A 5,946-nucleotide genomic window follows, 5' to 3' on the forward strand; every position below is an offset into this window, starting at 1 on the left:
AGCTGCCCGTGCCTCCCAATGCGTGCGTAGCGGCTCAGCGGAGCCGCGACCGCTCGCATAGTAAGGTAAGCATTGCCTTACTTGATAGACCTCCCCCGGAACCACCGGTCCATGTCACAGCCACTGAGGTTATGCTCACCTAAGCTGCTGGCCGGGCCGCCCGGTGGTCCGCCAACAGGGCTCCAGAGCACCGAAGATGACCCGGAAGACGACATGGAGACCGGCACGTGGCTTCAGGCAGAAGGCTTCGCACCACGGCGCTGGTGACGGTGATCGTCGCCCTCCTCGTCCTGCTGTCCCTGCTGTCGGTCGCCCTCGGCGCGCTCAGCGTTCCGCTCGACCAGGTCGTGCGCTCGGTCCTCGGCCATCCGCCCAGCCGCCTCGTCGACAACGTCATCTGGTCGGTGCGCGTGCCCCGCACGCTGCTCGGCCTGACGACGGGCGCCGCGCTCGGCCTGTCCGGCGCGCTGATGCAGGCGCTGACCCGAAATCCCCTCGCGGACCCGGGAATTCTCGGGGTGAGCGCCGGGGCATCCTTCGCGATCGTCGTGGCGGTCGGGGTGTTCGGAGTCGCATCGCTCTACGGCTATGTGTGGTTCGCGTTCGGCGGGGCGCTCGTCGCGAGCGTCGTGGTGTTCTTCCTCGGGCGGATGGGACGGTCCGGGGCCACACCGGTCAAGCTGGCGCTCGCCGGGGTCGCGATCACCTCGCTGCTCCAGTCGTTCACGAGCGCCATCGTCCTCACCGACCAGGACGCGCTGGACCGTTACCGCTTCTGGTCGGCCGGCACACTCGCCGACCAGGACTCGGGCGAGCTGGTGCGCATCCTGCCCTTCCTCGTCGTGGGCGCGATCCTGGCCCTCGCCTGCGCGCCCGCCCTCAACAGCATGGCCCTCGGCGACGACGTGGCCGCCTCCCTGGGACGGAAGTTGGGCCTGGTACGGCTCCAAGGGGTCACAGCCGTCGTGCTGTTGACCGGCGCGTCCGTCGCCGTCATCGGTCCCGTGGTCTTCCTCGGCCTGGTCGTCCCGCACATCGCGCGGGTCCTCGCGCAGTACGCCGGGATCGGCCCCGACTACCGCTGGCTGCTGCCCCTTTCGGCCGCGCTCGCGCCCCTCCTGCTGCTGTCCGCCGACATCCTGGGCCGGATGGTGGACCGCCCGACCGAGATCCAGGCCGGTGTCCTCGTCGCCTTCCTCGGCGGCCCGTTCTTCATCGTCCTGGTCCGCCGCCGGAAGCTCGCGGAGGTATGAGCGTGCCCACACCCGTAGTCACTCCCCCGCGCGCCGCCCTCGCCGACCGCCCGTTCCGACTGACCGTCCCTCCGGTGTCCGGCGTACTGCGTCCACGCCTGCTGCTCACGGGAGTTGGCGTCGCGCTCGGCGCGTTCCTGCTCTTCTGCTGGGGCCTGACCATCGGCGACTATCCGGTGGCCTTCACCGATGTCATCAGAGCCCTATGGGGTTCGGGCGACGCGGGAACGGTCATCGTCGTCCAGGATCTACGGCTGCCTCGTGCCCTGGTCGGGCTGCTGGTCGGCGTCGCGTTCGGGGTCTCCGGGGCCGTGTTCCAGACGATGACCCGAAATCCGCTGGCCAGCCCCGACATGATCGGGCTCACCGAGGGCGCCGGAACTGCCGTGGTGGCGGCGGTCGTTCTGGGCTGGACCGGCGGACTCGGCCTGTCCACGCTGGGGTTGCTCGGCGCGCTGGTCACGGCGCTGCTCGTGTACGCGCTGGCGTGGAAGGGCGGGGCCACCGGGTACCGCATCATCCTCGTCGGCATCGGGGTGTCCTGGATCTGCTCCAGCGCCACCAACTTCCTTGTGGCGCGCGGCAATCGGTTCGAGGCGGAGGCTGCGCTCGGCTGGCTGGTCGGCAACCTCAACGGCCGGACCTGGAACCAGGTGGACTCGCTGGCCATCGCCCTGGCCGTACTCCTACCGATCACCCTGGGCATGGGCCGCTGGATGCGCACGCTGATGCTCGGCGACGACGTGGCCGCCGGGCTCGGCACACCCGTCCAACCCGTCCGGCTGGCCCTGCTGTTGGCCGGTGTGGGTCTCGTCGCGTTCGGTACGGCGGCTGCCGGTCCGGTGGCGTTCGTCGCGCTGGCCTGTCCGCAGATCGCCCAGCGGCTGGCGGGCACCTCGTCGCCGCCCCCGCTCGTCTCCGGTCTCACCGGCGCGCTCGTCGTCCTCGGCTCCGATCTCATCGCCCGCGAGGCGATCCCGGGGACGGAACTGCCGGTCGGGATCGTCACCGGCGCCCTCGGCGCGCCGGTCCTGCTGTGGCTGCTCATCCGCGCCAACCGCGCGGGCTCTGGAGGCTGATCGCATGTCCACCACTGACCCGCGTGCCACGCGGACGTCCGAATCACCGGCCGCCGGGCCGGAGTTGCGGGCGCGTGATCTGCATCTCGCCTACGACGGCAGGGCCGTGGTCGAGAACCTCAATCTGACGGTGCCGACCGGCCGGATCACGGCCATCGTCGGCGCCAACGCCTGCGGGAAATCAACCCTGTTGAGGGCGCTGGCCCGTCTCCTGGCCCCGCGCGAGGGCGTGGTGGAGCTGGACGGCGTAGCGCTGCGGTCGGTCCCCACCCGTGAACTCGCCCGCAAACTGGGCATCTTGCCGCAGACGCCGGTCGCACCGGAGGGTCTGACGGTCCTCGACCTGGTCGGCCGGGGCCGGTCCCCGCACCAGACCTGGTGGCGGCAGTGGTCGGCGGCCGACGAGGAGGCCGTGCACGCGGCCCTTGAGGCGACCAACCTGACCGACCTCGCCGAGCGCCCGGTCGACGAACTCTCCGGCGGCCAGCGCCAACGCGCCTGGATCGCCATGGCCGTTGCCCAGGGCACCCCGGTCCTGCTCCTCGACGAGCCGACGACCTATCTCGACCTCGCCCACCAGATCGACGTACTCGACCTGATCACGGACCTCAACCGGCGCGAGGGCCGCACGATCGTCATGGTCCTGCACGACCTCAACCAGGCCTGCCGGTACGCCGATCACGTCATCGCCATGAAGGCCGGCCGTATCGTCGCCGAGGGCGCTCCCGCCGACGTCGTCACCGAGGCGACCGTCGAGGACGTCTTCGACCTGCGCTGCCGGATCACGCCCGACCCGGTGAGCGGCACGCCGATGGTGATCCCGCTGGGGCGGCACCACCACGACGGCAACTCCCGTACGGAGGACGCCGTTTCGACGCATTGAGGCTCCCGCCGGTGCTTGACACCCAACCCACTGAGGCCCCCGTCGGCACGTGACGGGGGCCCGGTCGTTCAGGGGCGGGACGTCAGGGGTGGGACATCAGGGTCGGGAGGTCAAGTACCCGCCCATGGTGCGGAAGTAGTCGCCGGCCGCGTACTCCGTGCCGTCGTCCGTGCGCACCCGCCGCACCAACAGCCCACGACTACGCCCGGTATGGGCCTCCGGCCCCGCCACGATGACCACACCGTCGCCCTCGCGGATGAAGATCCGCCCCGGGGTGCCGCCGTAGCGTCCCTCCGAGACGGCCGCGGAGACGATCCTGAGCCGCTGACCGCGGTGGAAGGCATACGCGTTCGGGTACGGGTCCGACTGGGCCCGTACGAGGCGCTCCAGGCGTTCCGCCGGCCAACTCCAGTCGATGCGGCTGTCCTCGGCCGAGCGCTTGTGGAAGAAACTGGCGCGGCTGCGGTCCTGCGGGACCCACTGGCCGGCGTCGCGGCCGGAGGCGATCAGGTCGAGGGACTCGCGCACGATGGGCGCGATGAGGTCGACGGTCCGGTGGAACAGGTCGGTCGCGGTGTCGGTGGGTCCGACCGGCACCGAGCGCTGTATGAGCACGTCCCCGGCGTCGAGTTCGCCGTTCATGCGGTGCGCGGTGACGCCGACGCGCGGCTCGCCGTTGATGAGCGCCCAGATGATCGGCGAGAAGCCCGCGTACGACGGCAGCAGCGAGTCGTGGACGTTGAGGGTGCCGTGCGGCGGGAGGTCGAACAGTTCCGGCGGCAGCCAGGTCCGCCAGTTGTTGGCGACGATGATGTCCGGCCGTGCTTCCCGTACGGCGTCGAGGAGTTCGGCGTCGTCGGGGCGGTTGCGCAGCAGGACGGGGACGTCGTGCTTCTCGGCGAGTTCGGCGACGCTGTCGTCCCAGATCTTCTCGTAGGCATGCTCACTTTTCGGGTGGGTGACGACGAGAACGACCTCGTGGTCGGAGTCCAGCAACGCCTGCAGCGTGCGGTGACCCCAGGTCTGATAGCCGAGCATGACGACCCGCATGACGGTCCTTCCCTTCAACGACTCATTGCAAGGTAAGCCTTACCTTATCTAGCATTGGGCTGCCTGAGGGAGGCGATGCCACGGTGAAGTCACCGCTACTGGATTCCGAAGTGGTCCACGACATACTCGGAATCGGATTCGGTCCGTCAAATCTCGCTCTGTCCATAGCGGTTGAGGAGCACAACAAGAGCCTTCCGGCAGACAGCCGTCTCAACGCCCTGTTCCTGGAACGCCAGCCGCGCTTCGGCTGGCACCGGGGCATGCTGATCGACGACGCCACGATGCAGGTGTCGTTCCTCAAAGACCTGGTCACACTGCGGAATCCGACCAGCGACTACAGCTTCCTCTGCTTCCTGCGCGAGCAGGGCAGACTGATCGACTTCCTGAACCAGAAGACCCTGTTCCCGCTGCGCGTTGAGTTCCACGAGTACTTCGAGTGGGCGGCCGAGCGGGTCAACCACCTGGTCTCCTACGGCAGTGAGGTCGTCGCCGTCGACCCGGTGCGCGGCGACGACGGCGTGATCGCGTACTTCGACGTCACCAGCCGCGACCCTTCGGGTTCGGGTACGACGATCACGCGCCGGGCGCGCAACATCAGCGTGGCGATGGGGCTTGAGCCGCACGTGCCGCCGGGCCTGGAACTGGCCGAACGCATCTGGCACAACAGCGAGTTGATCCCCCGCGCGACCCGACTCGCCGACGAGGGCAAGCCGGTGCAGCGAGCCGTGGTGCTCGGTGCCGGGCAGAGTGCCGCCGAAGCGGTGGACTATCTGCACCGCACCTTCCCGGACGCCGAGGTGTGCTCGGTGTTCGCCAAATACGGTTACACCCCGGCGGACGACAGCCCGTTCGCGAACCGCATCTTCGACCCGGAGGCGGTGGACGTCTACTTCTCGGCCCCGTCCGAGGTCAAGCAGTCGCTCATCGACTACCACCGCTCCACCAACTACTCCGTGGTGGACATGGAGTTGATCGAGGCGCTGTACGCCACCGCGTACCGGGAGAAGGTGTCCGGCCGGGAACGGCTGCGCTTCCTCAACGTCTCCCGCATCCGCGCCGTCGACCCCGCGGCGGACGGTGGTCTCGACGTCGCCGTGGAGTTCCTGCCCACCGGCGAGAAGCAGGTGCTGTCCGCGGATGTGCTGGTGCTCGCCACCGGTTACCGTCCCCGTGACCTGAGTTCACTCCTCGGCGAGGCCGCGAAACTCTGCCTCAGGGACGACGGCGACGAGATCCGCGTCGGCCGGGACCACCGCGTCGAGACCGTACCGGAGGTGACGGCCGGCCTCTACCTCCAGGGCGGCACGGAGCACACGCACGGTCTGACCAGCACGTTGCTGTCGACGGTGGCGGTACGGGCGGAGGAGATCCACCGGTCGGTGCAGTCGGCGAAACTACCCGTCTGACGCACCAAGGCTCCCCGGGCCCGGAGGGTACGGTCCCTTCCGGGCCCGGGGTTTTCGCTGGGCCGGTTCTTTGCTGCTCCGGGGGTCTTGCTGTTCCCGGGCGGGGCTTTCGACGTGGCGGGGCCGGGCGTTCCACGCGGCTGGGCGAGGTTGTACGCGTGGCGGGGGCGACACCCCAGGCCGGTCGCCGGTCGCCGGTCGCCGGTCGCCGGTCGCCGGTCGCCGGTCGCCGGTCGCCGGTCGCCGGTCGCCGGTCGCCGGTCGCCGGTCGCCGG

5 protein-coding genes are annotated in these 5,946 nt (G+C 69.7%); 4 read left to right on the forward strand and 1 reads right to left on the reverse strand.

Features of this window, described 5'->3' with window-relative positions; translation table 11 throughout:
- The first annotated feature begins 263 nt into the window (after positions 1-263).
- Genes ACIBK4_RS26120 through ACIBK4_RS26130 form a run of 3 tightly spaced genes read left to right on the forward strand, consistent with a single transcriptional unit; the run spans position 264 to position 3,215 of the window.
- Complete coding sequence (locus tag ACIBK4_RS26120; RefSeq protein ID WP_398998289.1) at positions 264-1,253, forward strand: FecCD family ABC transporter permease; 990 nt, start codon at positions 264-266, stop codon at positions 1,251-1,253.
- On the forward strand, positions 1,250-2,332 hold the full coding sequence (locus ACIBK4_RS26125; RefSeq protein WP_398998048.1) for a FecCD family ABC transporter permease: 1,083 nt from the start codon (positions 1,250-1,252) through the stop codon (positions 2,330-2,332). Before ACIBK4_RS26120 ends, ACIBK4_RS26125 begins: the two co-directional genes overlap by 4 nt.
- A gap of 4 nt (positions 2,333-2,336) precedes the next feature.
- Positions 2,337-3,215, forward strand: coding sequence for an ABC transporter ATP-binding protein (locus tag ACIBK4_RS26130; protein WP_398998050.1), 879 nt, complete (start codon positions 2,337-2,339; stop codon positions 3,213-3,215).
- A gap of 96 nt (positions 3,216-3,311) precedes the next feature.
- On the opposite strand, the gene ACIBK4_RS26135 is transcribed toward ACIBK4_RS26130, so the two are convergent.
- The gene (locus tag ACIBK4_RS26135) at positions 3,312-4,265 is read right to left on the reverse strand and encodes a methionyl-tRNA formyltransferase (protein WP_398998052.1); all 954 of its coding nucleotides are present in this window, start codon (positions 4,263-4,265) and stop codon (positions 3,312-3,314) included.
- 83 nt (positions 4,266-4,348) lie between these two features.
- On the opposite strand from ACIBK4_RS26135, the gene ACIBK4_RS26140 reads away from it, so the two are divergent.
- Positions 4,349-5,671, forward strand: a complete 1,323-nt coding sequence (locus ACIBK4_RS26140; protein WP_398998054.1) for a lysine N(6)-hydroxylase/L-ornithine N(5)-oxygenase family protein — start codon at positions 4,349-4,351, stop codon at positions 5,669-5,671.
- Positions 5,672-5,946: the final 275 nt, after the last annotated feature.

It is taken from the genome of Streptomyces sp. NPDC050528, from assembly GCF_044457795.1.
Lineage (GTDB): Bacteria > Actinomycetota > Actinomycetes > Streptomycetales > Streptomycetaceae > Streptomyces.

Bases quoted from the DNA above. Each gene is read 5' to 3' on its own strand.
- ACIBK4_RS26125 (WP_398998048.1), top strand. From the start codon at position 1,250: ATGAGCGTGCCCACACCCGTAGTCACTCCCCCGCGCGCCGCCCTCGCC.
- ACIBK4_RS26130 (WP_398998050.1), top strand. From the start codon at position 2,337: ATGTCCACCACTGACCCGCGTGCCACGCGGACGTCCGAATCACCGGCC.
- ACIBK4_RS26135 (WP_398998052.1), bottom strand. From the start codon at position 4,265: ATGCGGGTCGTCATGCTCGGCTATCAGACCTGGGGTCACCGCACGCTG.